Annotated in this window: 18 protein-coding genes; 11 read left to right on the top strand and 7 right to left on the bottom strand. The window is 65.3% G+C overall.

Annotated features, from left to right (window positions below; genetic code table 11):
* Window positions 1-24: 24 nt before the first annotated feature.
* Both thpR and XI04_RS08620 read right to left on the bottom strand, forming a co-directional pair.
* Entirely contained in the window at window positions 25-561 is a 537-nt protein-coding gene (gene thpR, locus XI04_RS08625; protein WP_028139224.1) for an RNA 2',3'-cyclic phosphodiesterase, read from the bottom strand.
* A gap of 174 nt (window positions 562-735) precedes the next feature.
* A complete protein-coding gene (locus tag XI04_RS08620; protein WP_212477416.1) occupies window positions 736-1,380 on the bottom strand; it encodes an arylesterase in 645 nt (214 codons plus the stop codon).
* 55 nt (window positions 1,381-1,435) lie between these two features.
* On the opposite strand from XI04_RS08620, the gene XI04_RS08615 reads away from it, so the two are divergent.
* From XI04_RS08615 to XI04_RS08600, 4 genes are all read left to right on the top strand, one after another.
* Window positions 1,436-2,158 (top strand): ABC transporter ATP-binding protein, encoded by a 723-nt coding sequence (locus tag XI04_RS08615; RefSeq protein ID WP_028139226.1) that lies wholly within the window; start codon window positions 1,436-1,438, stop codon window positions 2,156-2,158.
* The gene (locus XI04_RS08610) at window positions 2,155-4,725 is read left to right on the top strand and encodes an ABC transporter permease (protein ID WP_271610679.1); all 2,571 of its coding nucleotides are present in this window, start codon (window positions 2,155-2,157) and stop codon (window positions 4,723-4,725) included. Before XI04_RS08615 ends, XI04_RS08610 begins: the two co-directional genes overlap by 4 nt.
* A gap of 281 nt (window positions 4,726-5,006) precedes the next feature.
* Window positions 5,007-5,798: a Bax inhibitor-1/YccA family protein gene (locus XI04_RS08605; protein WP_028139228.1), complete on the top strand. Its 792-nt coding sequence runs from the start codon at window positions 5,007-5,009 to the stop codon at window positions 5,796-5,798.
* A 216-nt stretch (window positions 5,799-6,014) separates the two neighbouring features.
* Window positions 6,015-6,545: a GNAT family N-acetyltransferase gene (locus tag XI04_RS08600; protein WP_028139229.1), complete on the top strand. Its 531-nt coding sequence runs from the start codon at window positions 6,015-6,017 to the stop codon at window positions 6,543-6,545.
* Between the two features lie 111 nt (window positions 6,546-6,656).
* Here the strand turns inward: XI04_RS08600 and XI04_RS08595 are convergent, their stop codons facing one another.
* The 3 genes from XI04_RS08595 to acnA all read right to left on the bottom strand — a co-directional run bounded on the left by XI04_RS08595 (window position 6,657) and on the right by acnA (window position 11,371).
* The gene (locus XI04_RS08595) at window positions 6,657-7,025 is read right to left on the bottom strand and encodes a DUF2794 domain-containing protein (RefSeq protein WP_028139230.1); all 369 of its coding nucleotides are present in this window, start codon (window positions 7,023-7,025) and stop codon (window positions 6,657-6,659) included.
* Between the two features lie 613 nt (window positions 7,026-7,638).
* Window positions 7,639-8,415, bottom strand: coding sequence for a DUF1223 domain-containing protein (locus tag XI04_RS08590; RefSeq protein ID WP_028139231.1), 777 nt, complete (start codon window positions 8,413-8,415; stop codon window positions 7,639-7,641).
* 235 nt (window positions 8,416-8,650) lie between these two features.
* Window positions 8,651-11,371 carry an aconitate hydratase AcnA gene (gene acnA / locus XI04_RS08585; RefSeq protein WP_028139232.1) on the bottom strand — a complete coding sequence of 907 codons (2,721 nt, stop codon included), beginning with the start codon at window positions 11,369-11,371 and terminating at the stop codon, window positions 8,651-8,653.
* 239 nt (window positions 11,372-11,610) lie between these two features.
* Here acnA and ccmA point away from each other — a divergent pair, with 239 nt between their 5' ends.
* From ccmA to XI04_RS08560, 5 genes are all read left to right on the top strand, one after another.
* Window positions 11,611-12,213: a heme ABC exporter ATP-binding protein CcmA gene (ccmA, locus tag XI04_RS08580; RefSeq protein ID WP_095425484.1), complete on the top strand. Its 603-nt coding sequence runs from the start codon at window positions 11,611-11,613 to the stop codon at window positions 12,211-12,213.
* Window positions 12,214-12,490: 277 nt separating this feature from the next.
* Window positions 12,491-13,159, top strand: a complete 669-nt coding sequence (ccmB, locus tag XI04_RS08575) for a heme exporter protein CcmB (RefSeq protein ID WP_271610680.1) — start codon at window positions 12,491-12,493, stop codon at window positions 13,157-13,159.
* A gap of 91 nt (window positions 13,160-13,250) precedes the next feature.
* Window positions 13,251-14,045 (top strand): heme ABC transporter permease, encoded by a 795-nt coding sequence (locus tag XI04_RS08570; protein WP_028139235.1) that lies wholly within the window; start codon window positions 13,251-13,253, stop codon window positions 14,043-14,045.
* A complete protein-coding gene (gene ccmD / locus XI04_RS08565) occupies window positions 14,042-14,224 on the top strand; it encodes a heme exporter protein CcmD (RefSeq protein ID WP_018318888.1) in 183 nt (60 codons plus the stop codon). Before XI04_RS08570 ends, ccmD begins: the two co-directional genes overlap by 4 nt.
* Entirely contained in the window at window positions 14,221-14,814 is a 594-nt protein-coding gene (locus XI04_RS08560; RefSeq protein ID WP_271610681.1) for a DsbE family thiol:disulfide interchange protein, read from the top strand. Before ccmD ends, XI04_RS08560 begins: the two co-directional genes overlap by 4 nt.
* Window positions 14,815-14,950: 136 nt before the next feature.
* Here the strand turns inward: XI04_RS08560 and XI04_RS08555 are convergent, their stop codons facing one another.
* Window positions 14,951-15,553 (bottom strand): septation protein A, encoded by a 603-nt coding sequence (locus XI04_RS08555; RefSeq protein WP_028139237.1) that lies wholly within the window; start codon window positions 15,551-15,553, stop codon window positions 14,951-14,953.
* A gap of 3 nt (window positions 15,554-15,556) precedes the next feature.
* Window positions 15,557-16,504, bottom strand: coding sequence for a signal recognition particle-docking protein FtsY (gene ftsY, locus XI04_RS08550; RefSeq protein WP_028139238.1), 948 nt, complete (start codon window positions 16,502-16,504; stop codon window positions 15,557-15,559).
* A gap of 60 nt (window positions 16,505-16,564) precedes the next feature.
* Here ftsY and XI04_RS08545 point away from each other — a divergent pair, with 60 nt between their 5' ends.
* Complete coding sequence (locus tag XI04_RS08545; protein ID WP_028139239.1) at window positions 16,565-17,266, top strand: RluA family pseudouridine synthase; 702 nt, start codon at window positions 16,565-16,567, stop codon at window positions 17,264-17,266.
* Between the two features lie 209 nt (window positions 17,267-17,475).
* On the top strand, window positions 17,476-18,585 hold the full coding sequence (locus tag XI04_RS08540; protein ID WP_028139240.1) for a DUF2336 domain-containing protein: 1,110 nt from the start codon (window positions 17,476-17,478) through the stop codon (window positions 18,583-18,585).
* Window positions 18,586-18,798: the final 213 nt, after the last annotated feature.

Here is an 18,798-nt window from a genome sequence, read left to right as displayed (position 1 = left end):
GACCCGCACCGTTCGATTTTCCGCCTACTCACACAACTCGTAGGCATCCTCGACCACGTACGGGCCGCCGCCGGTGGACGCGCGCGAGGAGAACAGAACAAAACGCTCGGCCATGAACGCCTTGCTCGGGAAGTAGCCGCGCAGCGAGAGATAGTCGGCGACGTCGCGATCGCTGGCATCGTGCAGCCGGGCGAGCGTGACATGCGGGATGTATTTGCGTCCCTCGGGGTTGAGACCGATCCGCTGCATCATCCGTTCGAGCTCGGCCTGCAATTCCATCAGCGGCTTGCTCGGCGCGATCGTCGCAACGACTGCTCTCGGTTTGCGGCCGCCGAAGCTCATGAGCCCCTGCACTTTCACCTCGAACGGCTTGCGGTCGACGCGAAACAGCATCGATGCGATCTCGTTGGCGGACAGGCCGTCGATATCGCCGATGAAGCGCAGGGTGACGTGATAATTTTCGGGATCGATCCAGCGGGCGCCGGGAAGGCCACCCCGCAAATTGGAAAGCGTCTGGCTGACTTCGGCCGGGATTTCCAGACCAGTGAACAAACGCGGCATCGTTTCGCACTCCCGATGCTTGGGCATGATCCGTGGGACAGACCATATCCAAATTTTAGAGCCGGTGACGAATCACCGGTACCCTGATTCCTATCGCAGTTGTGTGACTCTGCGAAGCATCGCGCGCCTCACCCCGGTAAAACCCTGGGTATGAGGGTTGGCGCTGCCCGCTTTTCAACGGCGTTGCTCAGTGATCGTGCCAAGGAATGCCTCCGCGGTGGGCATGATGTTGCCGACGATGATGTCGACGCCGGCCGCAGTCGGATGGATGCCGTCGGCCTGGTTGAGCTTGGCGTCGGCCGCAACGCCCTCGAGAAAGAACGGATAGAGCGGCACGTCGAATTTCTTCGCCAGATCCGGATAAATCGAATTGAAGCGCGCGGCATAATCGGCGCCGTAATTCGGCGGCGCCAGCATGCCGCACAGCATCACCGCGATCTTGCGCGCCTTCAGCCGCTGGACGATGTCGGTCAGTGCGGCCCGCGTCAAATCGGGATCGACGCCGCGCAGGGCGTCGTTGGCGCCGAGCTCGACGATGACGCCGTCGGTTCCCTCGGGGACCGACCAGTCGAGCCGGTCGCGGCCGCCCGAGGAGGTGTCGCCGGACACGCCGGCGTTGGTCATGTCGAGGGCTATACCTTTGTCCTGCAAGGATTTTTTGAGCTTGGCCGGGAACGAATCCTGGGCCGGGAGGCCAAGGCCCGCACTCAAGGAATCGCCGAGGACCACGAGCTTGATCGGTTTGGCCGCCGGCTGAGCCTGCAACGACGGCGTTGTCGCGATCGTCATCAAACCGAGCATCAACACGGCTATGTGCATGAACAATCCGTAACGCCTCTCGACCGCGCCATCGGAGTTGCCATATGACCGGACCATGGACACTCGCATAGATTCCTCTTCGCTCGCCGCCGCCTCGGCGGACACCATCGCCATCTCCAACGTCAATCTCTCATTGGGTACGGGCGCGGCACGCGTTCACATCCTCAAGGATATCAGCTTGCGGGTCGCCTCGGGCGAGACGATCGGCCTGATCGGCCCGTCAGGCTCGGGCAAATCCACGCTGCTGATGGTGATGGCGGGGCTGGAGCGTCCTGATAGTGGAGAGGTGGTGGTATCGGGCACGCCTTTCAATGCCCTCGACGAGGACGCGCTGGCCCGCTTCCGCGGCCGCCAGGTCGGCATCGTCTTCCAGTCCTTTCATCTGATCCCGACCATGACGGCGCTGGAGAACGTCGCTGTGCCGCTGGAGCTCGCCGGCAATCCCGATGCCGCAACGCGCGCGGCGCAGGAGCTGCAATCGGTCGGGCTCGGCGACCGCCTGCATCACTATCCGACCCAGCTCTCCGGCGGCGAGCAGCAGCGCGTCGCGCTCGCCCGCGCGCTGGCACCGGATCCCGCCATCCTGGTCGCGGACGAGCCGACCGGCAATCTGGATGAGGCCACGGGAAAACAGATCGTGGACCTCCTGTTCAGCAAGCATGCCGAGCGCGGCATGACCCTGGTGCTGGTCACGCACGATTCCTCGCTCGCGCATCGCTGCGACCGCGTGATCCGCCTGCGTTCGGGCCGCATCGACACGCAGTCTGCGCCGGCATGAGCGCCTCGGCCGAACCGTTCGCGAAGCCAAACGGCGTCGCACTGTCGCTGCGTTACGCGCTGCGCGAATTGCGCGGCGGCCTGCGCGGTTTCTATGTCTTCATCGCCTGCATCGCGCTCGGCGTGATGGCGATCGCCGGCGTCGGCTCGGTGTCGGCGAGCCTCTCCGACGGCTTGGCCCGCGAGGGCCGCACGCTGCTCGGCGGCGACGTCTCCTTCGTGCTGTTCCAGCGCGAGGCGAAACCTGAAGAGGTCGCCTTCTTGCGCTCGCGCGGCACGGTCTCGACCGCCGCGACCTTGCGCGGCATGGCGCGCGCGGCCGATGGCCAGCTCGCACTGGTCGAGATGAAGGCGATCGACGACACCTATCCGATGCTGGGCCAGCTGACGCTGGCGCCACAGCTGGCGATGTCCGACCTGCTCGCAGAGCGCGACGGCGCGTTCGGCGCCGCCGCCGATCCGACGCTGCTGGCGCGGCTCTCGCTCAAGACCGGCGACCGCGTCACCATTGGCTCCGCGAGCTTCCAGATCCGCTCGACCGTCGAAGCCGAGCCCGACAAGCTCGCCGGCGGCATCGGCTTCGGACCGCGCTTCCTGATCAGCGAGGCCGGCCTGCGCGCCACCGGCCTGATCCAGCCCGGCAGCCTGGTGCGCTGGGTCTACCGGGTGAAGTTGCCTGATACGGCGAACAACGAGCGCGCCACCGAAGCCTTCATCGCGGACGCGCGGAGCGCCGCGCCGCAGGCGGGCTGGGAGATCCGCAGCCGCTCCAACGCCTCGCCGCAGCTCGAACGCAACATCAACCGCTTCACGCAGTTCCTGACGCTGGTCGGCCTTGCCGCGCTGCTGGTCGGCGGTGTCGGCGTCGCCAATGCCGTGAAGAGCCATATCGACCGCCGGCTCGAAGTGATCGCGGCCCTCAAGGCCGTGGGCGCCACCGGGCGCGACGTGTTCGGCATCTATCTCGCGCAGGTTCTCCTGCTCGCGGGCATCGGCTCGATCATCGGCCTTGCGCTCGGCGCCGCGATGCCGTTCGCGATCGTCGGCCTGTTCCGCAAGCTGCTGCCGCTGCCGGTGGTGCCGGCCGTGCATGCCGACGAACTTGCGCTGTCCTTCGTTTATGGCCTCCTGACCGCGCTCGCCTTCGGCCTGTGGCCGCTCGGGCGCGTCCACGACGTGCCGGTGGCCGCGCTGTTCCGCGACACCATCAGCTCGGAATGGCATCGGCCGCGCGCGGGCTATCTCGTGTTCATGGCCGTCGTGATCGCGCTGCTGATCGCGGTCGTGATCGGATTGTCATTCGACAAGCGCATCGCGGCGGTGTTCGTGGCCTCCTCGGTCGTCGTGTTCGCCCTGCTGCGCGGCATCGCCGCCCTGCTGATGGCCATCGCGAGGCGGTTGCCGCGGACGCGGCTGCCGATGCTGCGGCTGGCGATCGCCAACATCCACCGCCCGGGCGCGCTGACGCCCTCGGTGGTGCTGTCGCTGGGGCTTGGGCTCGCCGTGCTCGTCACCATCACCCAGATCGACGGCAATCTGCGCCGGCAGTTCCTGGCAGCACTGCCGGACCGCGCGCCGTCCTTCTTCTTCATCGACATCCCGAGCACGCAGGCCGAGCAGTTCGACGGTTATCTGCGCCGGATCGCGCCGGGCGCAACGGTCGAAAACGTACCGATGCTGCGCGGGCGCATCGTCGCCGCGCGCGGCGTGCGCGCCGAGGAGCTCAAGCCGACCACCGATTCGGAGTGGGTGCTGCAGAGCGACCGCGGCCTGACCTATACCGGCGAGCTGCCGAAAGGCTCCAAGGTGGTCGAGGGCGAATGGTGGAGCGCCGATTATTCCGGCCCGCCGCTGGTCTCGATGGAAAAGAAGATCGCCGACGGGCTCGGCCTCAAGCTCGGCGACGAGGTCGTGGTCAATGTGCTTGGCCGCGACATCCCGGCCAAGATCGGCAATCTGCGCACCATCGACTGGCAGGGGATGGGCATCAACTTCGTTCTGGTGTTCTCGCCGAACGCCTTCAAGGGCGCCCCCCACACCCACATCGCGACGCTGACGGAAACGGGCGGAACTGCGGCAGGCGACGGCAAGATCATCAAGCAGGTCGCCGACGCTTATCCGATGGTGACGAGCGTACGCGTGCGCGAGGTGATGGAGACGGTCGGCTCTGTCGTGACCAATCTGGCGCTGGCGATCCGCGGTGCCAGCGCCGTGACCCTGATCTCGGCGATCCTGGTGCTCGGCGGCGCGCTCGCCGCCGGCCATCGCCACCGGGTCTACGATGCGGTGATCCTGAAGACGCTGGGCGCGACGCGGCTGCGGCTGCTCGGCGCCTATGCGCTCGAATACCTCCTGATCGGGCTCGCGACCGCGGTATTCGGCGTGATTTCCGGCAGCATCGCGGCCTGGATGATCGTGACGCGGCTGATGACGCTGAGTTTCGTCTGGCAGGCCGGCAGCGCGGCCGGCGTGGTCGCGGCCGCGCTCGTCGTCACCGTCGGGCTCGGGCTCGCGGGCACGCTGCTGGCGTTGAACAAAAAGCCCGCCACGGTGTTGCGGAATTTGTGACAAAATGTAGCGGATGGCCGCACGAGAGCGAAATCGAACGATTTCTGCGATTAACCACGACTGCTCGTCAGGTTCGCGTCAGGATTGCCGCCAAGGGCGACATTCAGCCGCGCGTGGAAGGTTGCAGCGAATGTGTTAGTTTCCCACATATCGAATGGGTTCGGAGCCCCGATTGTTAGCCAAAATTTAGTCGGTTGGCGTCGGTATCCGAGATAGAGTTTGACGAACCGGCGGCATGGCGACCCTCGTGCCGGACCGGACCAACCAACGGGAATTCGACCATGTCGGACCTAGACCGTAACTACGCTTCTCCTTTCGGCAGGGCCGCCGGGCGTGTTGACGCCGCGACGGTCGATGCCGGCCTGCGCGCCTATATGCTGCGCATCTACAACTACATGAGCATCGGCCTGGCCATCACTGGCCTTGCCGCGCTCGGCGTCTACATGGCTGCCGTGACCGATGTCCCGACCGCGGACGCCGTCCGCGTCGGCAAGCTGTTCCTGACGCCGTTCGGCTACGCGATGTTCGTCAGCCCGCTGAAATGGCTGTTCATGCTGGCGCCGCTCGCCATGGTGTTCGTGATCTCGGCGGGCATCAACCGTCTGGCTCCCTCGACCGCCCAGATCCTGTTCTGGGTGTTCGCGGCGCTGATGGGTATCTCGCTGTCGTCGATCTTCCTGGTGTTCACGCACACCTCGATCGTGCGGGTGTTCTTCATCACCGCGGCCACATTCGGTGCGCTGAGCCTCTATGGCTACACCACCAAGCGTGACCTGACCGGCATGGGCTCGTTCCTGTTCATGGGCCTGATCGGCATCATCATCGCGAGCCTGGTGAACCTGTTCCTGGCGAGCTCGATGCTGCAGTTCATCGTGTCGGTGGTCGGCGTGCTGGTGTTCGCAGGCCTCACCGCCTGGGATACCCAGCGGCTGAAGAACGACTACATCTACGGCTACGCCTCGGCCGGCGGGGACATCGCAGAGCGTGCGGCCATCACCGGCGCACTGTCGCTGTACCTGAACTTCATCAACCTGTTCACGCTGCTGCTGCAGCTCCTCGGCCAGCGCGACTAAGCGATAGACCAGGACGAACGGACACGAACCCCGGCCGAAAGGCCGGGGTTTTTGTTTGAGCCTTGGCCTCTCCTCGTCATTGCGAGCCCTTGCGACGGAGCAATCCAGAGTCCCTCCGCGGATGCATTTCTGGATTGCTTCGCTGCGCTCGCAATGACGGGTGTGGCAACACAGTTGCCCCTTTCAGCAGAAGCGGGAAGGCTCTAATCTTGCCCCATGTCCGAACCTGAAATCAGGCCTGCAACCGAGGCCGACCTTCCCGCCATCACCGCCATCTACCAGCAGGCCGTCCGCGAGGGCACCGCGACGTTCGAGCTGGAGCCGCCTGACCTCGTGGAGATGACTCGCCGCTATCGCGCGCTGGTCGACGGCGGCTATCCCTATTTTGTCGCCATCCTCGACGGCCGCGTGGCCGGCTATGCCTATGCCGGCGCCTACCGCCCGCGCCCGGCCTACCGCTTCACGGTCGAGAACTCGATCTATCTCGATCCCTCCTTCCACCGCCGCGGTGTCGGATCAAAGCTGCTGGAACGGCTGGTCGCCGAATGCGAGGCGCGCGGCTTCCGCCAGATGATCGCGGTGATCGGCGATTCCGCCAATGCCGGCTCGATCGGCGTGCACACCAGGGGCGGCTTCAAGATGATCGGCACGCATCCCAATGTCGGGCTGAAATTCGGACGCTGGCTCGATACGGTGATGATGCAGCGCGACCTCGGCGAGGGCGCGAAGACGGTGCCGGGGAAGTAGGCCTCGTAGGATGGGCAAAGCGTAAGCGTGCCCACCATCTCCCAGCGATAGAGAAAGAACGTGGGCACGGCGCTGCGCGCCTTTGCCCACCCTACGGCACCGTTTGTGCGGCTATACCACCGCGAGCTTCCGATCGATCACCAGCAGCACGCGCTCCAGCTCGTGGCCGCGGCGCAGGATCAGGCCGGTCGCCGAGATCACGCTGTACATGCCCTGCTTGCGCGCCAGCCGCGGATCCTTCTCGATGCGGTAGATCGGCACTTCCGAGGCACGGCGATAGACCGAGAACACGGCGCGATCCCTCAGGAAGTCGATGGCATAATCGCGCCACTCGCCGTCGGCGACCATGCGGCCGTAGAGATTGAGAATACGGTGCAGCTCGAGCCGGTTGAACGTCACCCGGCTCAGTTGCGTCGTCGCCGCGGCGGGGCGCGCCGCCGCGCGCAGCTCGCTCGGATCGGTATCCTCCGACAGACTCATGGAGCGCTTCCTCATCGCACGGCATGACCCGAATCCGCGAAGACCGTCCCCGGAACCTGGATCATGACAGCTGCATGATTGCGCCAACCGGCCAGCGCCGCAAGGGGCTCCTGATTCAACCGGTCGAATCGGTTACGAATCGGAGCACACGCTATGGTGGAACTCCCTCGCGGCAAACCGTCACGGGATCGTTAGCAGGAATCATACTCTCGCCGCTTTTCCGCCTAGCGACTGCCGCCCTGCATTGCGAAAAGACTCACGTGCGTTGACCCGGTCCTTTCGGTTCCGGATTCCTCAGCCCCCAGCCCCCCGGGGTCGAACAGGATCGGGTCTGTACGCGCGACAAGGAGGGCCAACGCAAGTTGGTCCTTTTTTGTTTGTGTCGGGATGTTTCTGGCACGACGAAATTCTTCTCTCATCAGCGCCAACAATCTCATCCCTCATCCCGAGAGCCGCGCGTCCTTCGCGCGGCGTCTCGAAGGATCGAGGCCGAGCTGCGTGAGCGGGGCCTGCATTGTTCTCACGGCGATGCGAAGCATCGTCCGGTAGACGCGCGCAAGGGCGCGCGCCTCACCATGAGGGTGGCAGTGAGTACGACGCTAGAGAATTGAAATCAGTGCAGCGACGTGTAGGCCGCGCCCAGCATCGTGCCGGGCTTGTCGCGGCTGCCGTCCTGGACATAGACCACCGCGCCGTCGACGCCGTCGCGTGTGAGGTTCTCGATCGGCACCGTCCAGCTTTCTGAACGCCCGGTCCAGTCGCCAACCTTGAGCAGGTTGCGCACCACGTTGTGATAGGTGACCTGCTGTCCGCGATTCTCGCCGCGAGTGATCGCGATCGGGACCGACTTGGCGATCGAGCAGATCCAGACCTCGCCATGCGAGACGGCCGGCTCGTTGCTCGCCGCCACCGACACGTTGATCTGCTTGCCCGCGAGCGACATCGTCACCGGCACGCTCATCACACCCGTGCCCTTGTCAGTCTTGCCGATCGCGCTCTCGATGCCGGCACGATCGCTGCCGATGACATGGGTGGAGCCGTTGACTACGACCTGCGGCGTGTAGACCTCGCGGTCGCCGCGCATGCGCGAATAAGCACGCTGCCGTGCAGAGAAGCGCGAATCCGCCAGCGTGTCCTTCCAGCCCAGATAGTCCCAATAGTCGATCGGCATGCTCAGCGCGATGATCGACGGGTCTTTAGAGAGATCGCCGATGATCTGGTCGGCGGGCGGGCAGGAGGAGCAGCCCTGCGAGGTAAACAATTCGACGACGGCGCGGGGATCGGCCTCCGCCGGACGGATGACGGCGACGATCGCACAGATGCCGAGAGCTCCCGACCAGAGGGCACCGGACCAACGTGAAACCAGATGAGAAGCCGTCATTGTTGTCATGTCGAACGCCGCACACCATTGCTCGTGGAAAGGGAGATCTTATCGCCGGATGGTCACCGTAGTCTTACGGGGCGCGACACACTCGACCGTCCAGGCCAACCGTCCGAAAGGAGGTTTTCCGCCGGGCGGGCCCATCTGGAGCATGCCGCAAACGCACGAAGGCGGCCTTGTGATAGGCCGCCTTCGTTTAACCTTCTACTCACGTCGCGGTGAGCCACCGTTCACAAATTCGCGCTTAGGCCGCGAGCTTGCGCAGCACGTAGTGCAGAATACCGCCGTTCCGGTAGTAGTCGAGCTCGTCCAGCGTATCGATGCGGCAGAGCAGCGAAACGCGCTGCAGCGAACCGTCGCCGGAGACGATCTCCGCGGTCAGCTTCTGGCGCGGCTTGAGGTCGCCGACCAGGCCACGCAACGTGACCTTCTCGTCGCCCTTGAGGCCGAGCGACGACCAGGAGGTGCCCTCCTCGAAGGTGAGCGGCAGCACGCCCATGCCGACCAGGTTGGAGCGATGGATGCGCTCGAAGCTCTGGCAGATCACGGCGCGCACACCGAGCAGGCGGGTGCCCTTGGCCGCCCAGTCGCGCGAGGAGCCATTGCCGTATTCGGCACCGGCGAACACCACCAGCGGCACCTGCTCCTGCTGGTACTTCATCGCGGCGTCGTAGATCGACATCTGCTCGCCGTCGGGCCAGTGCTTGGTGAGACCGCCCTCGGGGATGTTGCCGTCCGCGCCTTTGAGCATGAAGTTCTTGATGCGGATGTTGGCGAAGGTGCCGCGCATCATCACTTCATGGTTGCCGCGACGCGTGCCGTACTGGTTGAAGTCGGCGGGACGCACCTGGTGCTCGCTGAGATATTTTCCAGCCGGAGAGGTGAGCTTGATCGAACCGGCCGGCGAGATGTGGTCGGTGGTGATCTTGTCGCCGAACATGGCGAGGATGCGCGCCTCGACGATGTCGGTGACCGGCTCCGGCTCCTTCTTCATCCCGTCGAAATAAGGCGGGTTCTGCACGTAGGTCGAAGACATGTTCCAGCGATAGGTCTCGCTCTCGACGGTCTTGATCTTGCGCCAGTTGGTGTCGCCCTTGAACACGTCGGCGTACTTCTTCTTGAAGATCGACGCGGTCACGAACTTCTTCATGAAGGCGTTGATTTCCTTGGTCGTCGGCCAGATGTCCTTGAGGTACACCGGCTTGCCGTCCTTGCCCTCGCCGAGCGGCTCGACCGCGAGGTTCTTGGTGACGCTGCCCGCGAGCGCGTGGGCGACGACCAGCGGCGGCGAGGCCAGGTAGTTCGCCTGCACGTCCGGCGAGACACGGCCTTCGAAGTTGCGGTTGCCGGAGAGCACGGCCGCGGCGACGATGCCGTTGTCGTTGATCGACTTCGAGATCTCCTCAGGCAGCGGACCTGAATTGCCGATGCAGGTGGTGCAGCCGAAGCCGACCAGGTTGAAGCCGACCTTGTCGAGATCCTTCTGCAGACCGGAATCGGCCAGATAGCCGGCCACGACCTGGCTGCCCGGGGCGAGCGAGGTCTTCACCCACGGCTTGGCCTTGAGGCCCTTCGCAGCGGCGTTGCGCGCCAGGAGGCCCGCGCCGATCAGCACGCTCGGGTTCGAGGTGTTGGTGCAGGAGGTGATGGCGGCGATCACGACGTCGCCGTGGCCGATCTCGAAGTCCTTGCCTTCGACGGCGAAGCGCTTGCTGGGTTCCTCGGCCTTCTTGTACTCGGTGCCGAGCGCAAGCGAGAAGCCTTCGGCGACGGACGGCAGCGCGATGCGGCCTTCGGGACGCTTCGGACCGGCCATCGACGGCACGACGTCGGCGAGATCGAGCGTCAGCGTTTCCGTGAACACCGGATCGGCCGACTTGGCGGTGCGGAACAGCCCTTGCGCCTTGGCGTAGGCCTGCACCAGCGCGACGCGCGGCGCCGCACGGCCGGAGGTCTTGAGATAGTCGATCGCGGCGGCGTCGACCGGGAAGAAGCCGCAGGTCGCGCCGTATTCGGGCGCCATGTTGGCGATGGTCGCCTTGTCGGCGACCGAGAGATTGTCGAGGCCGGGGCCGAAGAACTCGACGAACTTGCCGACCACGCCGAGCTTGCGCAGCATCTGCGTCACGGTGAGCACGAGGTCGGTCGCGGTGACGCCCTCCTTCATCGCGCCCTTCAGCTTGAAGCCGACGACGTTGGGCAGCAGCATCGACAGCGGCTGGCCGAGCATGCAGGCTTCCGCCTCGATGCCGCCGACGCCCCAGCCGAGCACGGCCAGACCGTTGACCATGGTGGTGTGGGAATCGGTGCCGACCAGCGAATCGGGATAGGCGACTTCGAAGGTGCCGGTCTTCTTGCCGACCGTCATCTTCTCCTTCTTGGTCCAGACCGTCTGGGAGAGATATTCGAGATTGACCTGGTGGCAGATGCCGGTGCCGGGCGGCACGACGGAGAAGTTCGAGAACGCCTTCTGGCCCCACTTCAGGAACTCGTAGCGCTCCTGGTTCTGCTTGTATTCCTCGGCGACGTTCTTGCCGAAAGCCTTGTTGTCACCGAAGAAGTTCACGATCACGGAATGGTCGATGACGAGATCGACCGGAACCAGCGGATTGATCTTCTCGGCATCGCCGCCGAGCTTCTGCATCGCGTTGCGCATCGCGGCGAGGTCGACCACCGCGGGCACGCCGGTGAAGTCCTGCATCAGCACGCGCGCCGGGCGGAAGGCGATCTCATGCTCCAGCGACTTCTTGCGCAGCCATTTCGAGACCGCGACGATGTCCTCTTTCTTGACCGAGCGGCCGTCCTCGTTGCGCAGGAGGTTCTCGAGCAGGACCTTCATCGAATAGGGAAGTTTGGAAATTCCCTTCAGACCATTCTTCTCGGCCGTGGGCAGGCTGTAATAGACATAGGTCTTGGCGCCGACCTTGAGGGTCTTTTTGCATTTGAAGCTGTCGAGCGAGGTCATGTAGGAATCCCAATTGTTAGTTATACCCGGCAGGGTATTTTAACACCGTCAGCGTATCAGGCTGGGCCGCTTGCAGGGGCAGGTTGAGTTGCTGCATCAAGTAGTTCCGGGCTTATAGAAGCTTTCTAACCGCGCCGCCACAGCCACAATCGTACCGCAGCATTCGCGAGCCAAAAATTCCCATGCGCTACCCCAAGTTTTCCTGAGGCCCGGCTTTGAGCGGGGTGGTACGAAGCAAGATGCAGCTGTCTGGACGCGGGATCGTTTGCGTGCGCGGCGGCCGCGAGGTGTTTGCCGGGCTCGATTTCGAGGCCGTCGCCGGCGAAGCGGTGGCGGTCGTCGGCCGCAACGGGTCAGGCAAGACCTCGCTGCTGCGGCTGATCGCGGGCCTGCTGGTTCCGGCGGGCGGCACGATCGTACTGGACGGCGGCGACGCTGAAATGACGCTGCCGGAGCAGTGCCACTATCTCGGCCATCGCGATGCCCTGAAGCCTGCGCTCAGCGTGGCCGAAAACCTGACATTCTGGGCCGATTTCCTTGGGGGAGAGCGTCTTGACTTCGCCCAGAGCCTCGCCACGGTGGGGCTCGAACATGCCACCCACCTCCCCGCCGGCTTCCTGTCGGCCGGCCAGCGCCGCCGGTTGTCGCTGGCCCGCCTTTTGACCGTGCGCCGCCCGGTCTGGCTGCTGGATGAGCCGACCAATGCGCTGGACGTGACCGGCCAGGACATGTTCGGCGGCCTGATGCGCGAGCACCTGTCGCGCGGCGGCCTGATCGTCGCGGCGACCCATGCGCCGCTGGGGATCGATTCGCGGGAGCTGCGGATCGGGGGTGTGGCGTGAGGCGACACGACCCTCAGCTTTCCGAGCGGCTGGCCCCCGGCCTCTCCGTTCCCTCCCCCCTTGCGGGGGAGGGTCAGGGAGAGGGGTGCCACACGGCAAGACCTGTCGGTTCTGGCGTTGCTGAGGCAGGCGTTTTGTTGCTGGCGGCTCACCTCAAACGAGTATCTCATCCGGGGCTACCCCTCTCCCCCGCCCTCCCCCGCAAGGGGGGAGGGAGCGCAGTGTGCCTGTGGCGGGAGCCGGGCTCCCATAGCCGCCTCGCCGCGGGAGTCACCCCATGACCGCCCTCTCCGCCCTCGTCCGCCGGGACGTCAGGATCGCGCTCCGCGTCGGGGGCGGGGCGCTGATTGGCGTGCTGTTCTTCCTGACCGTGGTGGTGCTGATGCCGTTCGCGGTGGGGCCGGACCTGGCGCTGCTGTCGCGGCTGGGGCCGGCCATCCTCTGGCTCGGCGCGCTGCTGGCGAGCCTGCTCACCCTCGACCGGCTGTTCATGGCCGATCACGAGGACGGCTCGCTCGACCTGATCACGATGAGCCGGACGCCGCTGGAACTCGCCTGCGCCGCCAAGGCGCTGGCGCATTGGCTGGCCGCCGGCCTGCCGCTGATTGTCGCAACCCCCGTGCTCGGCCTGTTGCTCAACCTCGACATGGTCGCGACCGGCGCGGTGGCGCTGACACTGCTGGCGGGCACCCCGGCCCTGACCTTCACCGGCATGATCGGCGCGGCGCTGGCGGTGACCCTGCACCGCGGCGGGCTGCTGATGGCGGTGCTGGTGCTGCCGCTGTCGATTCCCGTGCTGATTTTCGGGGTTGCGGCCTCGCAGGCCGTGATCGTCGGTCCGATGTCGTTCGGCGCACCGTTCTCGATCCTGTGCGCGCTGTCCCTGATCAGCCTCGTGATTGGCCCCTTCGCAGCCGCAGCGAGCCTGCGGCACGGGCTCGACTGAGATGCGCTGGACTGACCTTGACCCCGATCAACTTTCGTCCCTCGCTTTCGTGCTGATTGCCTGAGCGGCCACCGATGATTATCAGGGTACCATGACGCTGATCGACCTCGCCAACCCCACGCGGTTCCTCGCGCTGACAGCGCGGGTCCTGCCGTGGCTCGCGGCCGCGACCGTGCTCCTTCTTGCAATCGGTCTCTATCAAATCGCGCTTGCGCCCGACGACTATCAGCAAGGCGCGACCGTGAAGATCATGTTCATCCACGTGCCCAATGCCTGGCTGTCGATGTTCGTCTGGGGCGTGATGAGTATCGCCTCGCTGGGCACGCTGGTGTGGCGGCATCCGCTCGCCGACGTCGCCGCCAAGGCCGCAGCGCCGATCGGCGCCGCCTTCACCTTCCTCGCACTGCTGACGGGCTCTCTGTGGGGCCGGCCGATGTGGGGCACCTATTGGGAGTGGGATGCGCGGCTCACTTCGGTGCTGATCCTGTTCCTGATGTATCTCGGCCTGATGGCGCTGTGGCGCGCCGTCGACGATCCCTCGCGCGCCGCACGCGCCGCCGCGGTGCTGACCCTGGTGGGCGCGCTCAACCTGCCGATCATCAAGTTCTCGGTCGACTGGTGGAACACGCTGCACCAGCCGGCCTCGGTGATGCGCATGGGCGGCTCGGCCCTCGACAAATCGTTCCTGATTCCGCTGCTGGTGATGGCGATCGCCTTCACGCTGCTGTTCGTCACGCTGCATCTGGCGGCGATGCGCAATGAAATCCTGCGCCGCCGGGTCCGGTCCCTGCAAATGATGCAGGCGAGCCGGGTCGCATTCTCGAGCGAAATGGGCGCCGGTTCGCGCGGACAAAACGCGTCGAAAGAAATTGGGGCCGCAGGATGATGTCGCTCGGTCCCTATGCATCCTTCATCGTGACGTCCTATGCCGCAGCGGCCCTCGTGGTCGCGATCCTGATCGGCTGGATCGTGCTCGACTATCGCAACCAGACGCAGCGCCTGCGCGAGCTCGACCGCAGCGGCATCACCCGCCGCTCCGGCCGTAGCGCCATGGACGCATCATGAACGAGCAATCGACCTCCGCAGCGCCGCAGCGCCGCACCTTCCTGATGGTGCTGCCGCTGATTGCGTTCATCGCACTGGCACTGCTGTTCTGGTTCCGGCTCGGCAGCGGCGATCCCTCGCGGATTCCCTCCGCGCTGATCGGTCGTCCCGCGCCGCAGACGGCGCTGCCGCCGCTCGAGGGATTGCAGATCGACAATTCGCAGGTGCCGGGCCTCGATCCCGCCGCGTTCAAGGGCAAGGTCAGCCTGGTCAATGTCTGGGCATCCTGGTGCGTGCCCTGTCATGACGAGGCGCCGCTTTTGACCGAGTTCGCCAAGGACAAGCGCTTCCAGCTCGTCGGCATCAACTACAAGGACGCGTCCGACAATGCGCGGCGCTTCCTCGGGCGCTACGGCAACCCGTTCGGTCGCGTCGGCGTGGATGCCAACGGCCGCGCCTCGATCGAATGGGGCGTCTACGGCGTGCCCGAAACCTTCGTCGTCGGCCGCGAAGGCACCATCGTCTACAAGCTGGTCGGCCCGATCACGCCGGACAATCTGCGCAACGTGTTGTTGCCGCAGATGGAGAAGGCGCTGGGGGCGGGCTCGTAAGGCAGCTCGTGCCCCGGACGCAGCGCAGCGATCCTTCATCGATGCGCTGCTGAGCCGGGGCCCATCTCACCACGGCTGCATTGCCGGAAAGAGCCTGGGTCCCGGCTCGCGCTTCGCGCGTCCGGGACACGAGAGCTTACCCCTTCCTAACATCCCCCGCGTCCGCCTCGCTCGCTTCCAGCGACGCCGGCTCGAGGTGGTAGCGCTTGGTCAGCGGCATCTGGGCGATGGCGAAGACCATGGTCAACGGGGTCACGCCGAACACCTTGAAGTTCACCCAGAAGTCGGTGCTCTGGGTGCGCCAGACGATCTCGTTCAGCACCGCCATGCCGGCAAAGAACAGCGCCCAGCGCAGGGTGAGGATGCGCCAGCCCTGCGGCGTCAGATTGAACATCTGGTCGAACATGACGGCGATGAAGGAGCGGCCGAACAACAGGCCGCCGCCGAGGATCGCAGCGAACAGGCCGTAGATGATGGTCGGCTTGAGCTTGATGAAGGTCTCGTCGTGCAGCACCAGCGTCAGCGTGCCGAACACCAGCACGATCACGCCCGTGACGATCGCCATGATCGGAATGTGGCGCGTCACCACATAGGAGGCGACCATCGCCGCCACGATCGCGACCATGAAGGCGCCGGTCGCCGCGAACAGATTGAACTTCGCATTCACGAAGAAGAACACGAGCAGCGGCCCGAGCTCGGTCGCCAGCTTGAACAGCGGATGCGGCTGGGTCTTGTCCATTCTTCAGCTTTCGATTCCGGCAATGGCGCGGGCGAAGTCGCGCGCGGTGAACGGCGCGAGATCGTCGACGCCTTCGCCGACGCCGATGAAATGCACCGGCAGTTTGAACTTCTCCGCGAGCGCCACCAGAATGCCGCCGCGCGCGGTGCCGTCGAGCTTCGTCATCACGAGGCCGGTGACCCCGGCGGTGCGATGGAAGGCCTCGACCTGCGACAGCGCGTTCTGGCCGACGGTGGCATCGAGCACAAGCAGCACGGCATGCGGCGCAGTGTCATCCACCTTGCGGATCACACGCACGACCTTTTCGAGCTCGTTCATCAGCTCGGCCTTGTTCTGCAGCCGGCCGGCGGTGTCGATCAGGAGCACGTCGATATTCTGCTCCTTCGCCGCCGTCAGCGCGTTGAAGGCAAGGCTCGCCGAATCCGAGCCCTGCGCGCCTGCGATCACGGGCGTCTTCGTCCGCTCGCCCCACACCTTGAGCTGCTCGATCGCCGCAGCGCGAAACGTGTCGCCGGCGGCCAGCATCACCTTGCGGCCTTCGGAGGCGAATTTCTGCGAGAGTTTTCCGATGGTGGTGGTCTTGCCCGAGCCGTTGACCCCGACCACGAGGATCACGAACGGCTTCCTGGCCGTATCGATCTCGAGCGGCTTTGCCACCGGCGCCAGCACCTTCTCGACCTCGGTGGCGACGACGTCCTTGACCTCGTCCGCCGAGATCGCCTTGTCGTAGCGTCCAGTGCCGACGGCGTCCGCGATCCGCACCGCGACTGACGTGCCGAGATCGGCGCGCAGCAGCACGTCCTCGATGTCGTCGAGCATGGCGCGGTCGAGCTTGCGCTTGGTGACGAGGTCGGCGACCGCGGTCCCGAGCGAGGACGAGGTGCGCTTCAGCCCGTTGGACAGGCGGCGCCACCAGCTCAGCTTGGGGGGATCTGACGTGGTATCGTTCATGGCGGGGGTGTGTTAGCCGTTCCGGCTGCCAAACGAAAGTCTTGACCGAAAGTCTTGCAATTGCTCGATGTTCCCCAATTGACGGCCGATGAAATTCTGGCCCGCGTGCTCCATCGCGACGGGCTGATGCTGATCATCGACAAGCCGGCCGGCCTGCCGGTGCATCGCGGTCCCAAGGGCGGCGCCAATCTGGAGGCCTCGTTCGACGCGCTCTGCTTCGGCCTGCCGCGGCCGCCGGTGCTCGCCCACCGGCTGGACAAGGACACCTCCGGCTGCCTCGTGCTCGGCCGCCACCGCAAGGCAACGGCCTCGCTCGGCCTCCTCTTCAAGCATGGCAAGATCGGCAAGACCTACTGGACCGTGGTCGAGGGCGGCCCCGCCGAGGACGAGGGCACCATCGACATGCCGCTCGGCCGGCTCAACGCCGAACGGGGCTGGTGGCAGAAGCCTGATCCTGAGGGACAGAAGGCGATCACGAACTGGAAAGTAATGGGCCGGGGTGACGGTTTCACCTGGCTGGCCATGGAACCGGTGACCGGGCGGACCCATCAATTGCGGGTGCATTCGGCCGCGACCGGCTGGCCGATCTTCGGCGATAACATTTACGGCAACGGCCCGCGTTTCGGCGAGCCAAAGCTGCATCTGCATTCCCGCGAGATCGTGGTGCCGATCTCCCGGAACAAGGAGCCCGTCCGCGTCGTGGCGCCGGCCCCGCCCCACATGCACGAAAAGCTCCGCGCCTGCGGCTGGAACGGGGAATAATCTTTTAGACCCTCAGGGTGAGCAGGCCGCCAAGAAAGGCCCGCATCTCGCCCGCGGCCATCCTTCGAGACGCCCGCTTTGCGGGCTCCTGAGGATGAGGGTCGGCACTCGCCTTCCGCCCATGGTTTACGAAACGTTCAGCGCTCGGCGCTAATGATGACGGTTGCTTAGAACAAGCTTCTGTAACCGCTCAGGACGAGCAAGGCGTGATGTCCAAGGCTGAGCTATCGATCATCGAAGAGGTCGAATCCGCGATTCGCGCAGGCTCGGCGGAAAAGGGCCTGGAAACGGCCCGGCGCGTCACCGACCTGTTCCTCTCCTCTGCCGGCAGTTTCGACGACGAGCAGATCGCGCTATTCGACGAGGTGCTCGAGCGCCTGATCGGCACCATCGAGCTTCGCGCCCTTGCCGACATGGGCGCTCGCATCGCGCTCGCCGAGATCAGCGCGCAGCTGGCGCCGATCGCGCAGGCACCGCCTTCGGTAATCCGCCGCCTCGCCAGCAATAACGAGATCCGCATCGCCGGTCCCGTGCTGCAGGAATCCGCCCGCCTCGACGACGGCGAGCTGGTGAAGATCGCATCATCCAAGGGCGAGCCGCATCTGCTGGCGATCGCCGGCCGCTGGTGGTTGAAGGAAATCGTCACCGACGCCTTGCTGGCGCGCCGCTATCCCAGCGTCAACCGGCGGCTCGCTGCCAATCCCGGCGCGCGCGTCTCCGGAAACGGATTCGCCGTCATAATCGGGCAAGCCGAGGCCGATCCCGAACTTGCCGTCAGCGTCGGCGTCCGCGTCGACCTGCCGTCGGAACTGCGCCGTCGATTGCTGCGCTCGGCCAGCGATGCCGTGCGCGCCCGCCTGCTGTCGCGCGCGCCGCCGCATCTGTTCGAGGAAATCCAGAGCGCGATCGCCGCCGTCACCGTCGGTGTCGATCGCGAGATGTCGGGCGTCCGCGATTTCGAAGGTGCCAAGCGGGCGATTGCAATGCTCAAGGCGACCGGCCAGCTCAGCGAAGCGACGCTGCTCGGTTTCGCCGCGCAGCGGCGCTATGAAGAGACCGCCGCGGCGCTGGCCGCATTGTCCGGATCAACCGTCGAGGTGATCCGCCCGCTGATGCAGAGCCTGCGCGACGACGGCTTGCTGGTGCCGTGCAAGGCGGCGCAGCTCAGCTGGGAGACCACAACCGCCGTGCTCGAAAGCCGCTTTGCCACAGGCGCCATGAAGCCGGCCGATCTTGCAAGAGCGCAAGGGCACTTTGCGCGGATGACGCCGGAGAATGCAAAGCGGACGCTGCGCTTCTGGCAGGTCAGGGCGTCGTAGGGCGCGCTCTTTGGGCAGGCATATCCACACCCTCGGTTTCGTCCCTGCGAACGCAGGGACCCATAACCACAGGGTGACGTTTGGCGAAGATTCGGAATTCGGTACTGCGACCATCCGCAACCGATAAATCACGCGGTATGGGTCCCTGCGTTCGCACTAGGGCATGCACATATCTGGTGCGGCGGATTGACTCGGGTTCGTCCTGGGGGTTCC

The sequence above is a fragment of the Bradyrhizobium sp. CCBAU 11430 genome (assembly GCF_028128855.1).
In the GTDB taxonomy this organism is placed as follows: Bacteria; Pseudomonadota; Alphaproteobacteria; order Rhizobiales; family Xanthobacteraceae; genus Bradyrhizobium; species Bradyrhizobium ottawaense.
This window is presented reverse-complemented; position numbering and strand designations above follow the sequence as displayed.